General features: G+C 69.1%; 2 protein-coding genes. Both read left to right on the top strand.

Going from position 1 to position 631, the window contains the following annotated elements; translation table 11 throughout:
- A partial coding sequence (locus B2W70_RS14545) for a response regulator (RefSeq protein WP_286746744.1) occupies positions 1–377 on the top strand: 377 nt, incomplete at its 5' end.
- Positions 378–400: 23 nt separating this feature from the next.
- On the top strand, positions 401–631 hold a 231-nt coding region (locus B2W70_RS14540), incomplete at its 3' end, for a nitronate monooxygenase (protein ID WP_286746742.1).

Raw genomic sequence — 631 nt, 5'->3', positions numbered from 1 at the left:
ACAACGCCATCAACCGAGTCCTGGTCACCGAGTTGCTCGACATGGTCGGCATCACGCCCGACGTGGCCGAGACCGGTGCCCAGGCCATCGAGCACCTGCAGACCCACCCTTGCGACCTGGTGCTCATGGACATCCACATGCCTGACATGGATGGCTTGACCGCCACGCGCCGCATCCGCGAGATGCCGGGGCTGGCCGACCTGCCCATCATTGCGATGACCGCCAGCGTGCTGCAGGACGAGCGCGAGGCCTGTTACGCTGCCGGCATGAACGCCCACCTGGGCAAGCCCCTTGACACGGGGTTGATGTACACCACTTTGCTGCACTGGCTGCGCAAGCGGGCCGACAGCCATCTGGCATCGGCCTCGGCAGCCTGAGCACCACACCGCCTGCTGACCCCATGCGCACCCGCCTGACCGAGCTGCTCGGCATCGCTCACCCCATCGTCCTGCCCGGCATGACCTACATCGCCGTGCCCTCGCTTGTGGCCGCCGTCTCGAACGCGGGCGGCCTGGGCATCCTGGCGGCCGGCGCGCTCACGCCCGAAGGCTGCCGCGAAGCCATCCGGGAGGTGCGCCGCCTGACCGACAAACCCTTCGGCGTGGGCTGCAGCCTGGGCCTGCCCGGCGCG

Origin of the sequence: Aquabacterium sp. UBA2148, from assembly GCF_002328915.1 — a bacterium.
Taxonomy (GTDB): domain Bacteria; phylum Pseudomonadota; class Gammaproteobacteria; order Burkholderiales; family Burkholderiaceae_C; genus Aquabacterium; species Aquabacterium parvum.
The sequence above is the reverse complement of the archived record's forward strand: the minus strand, read 5'-3'. Positions and strand labels throughout refer to the sequence as shown.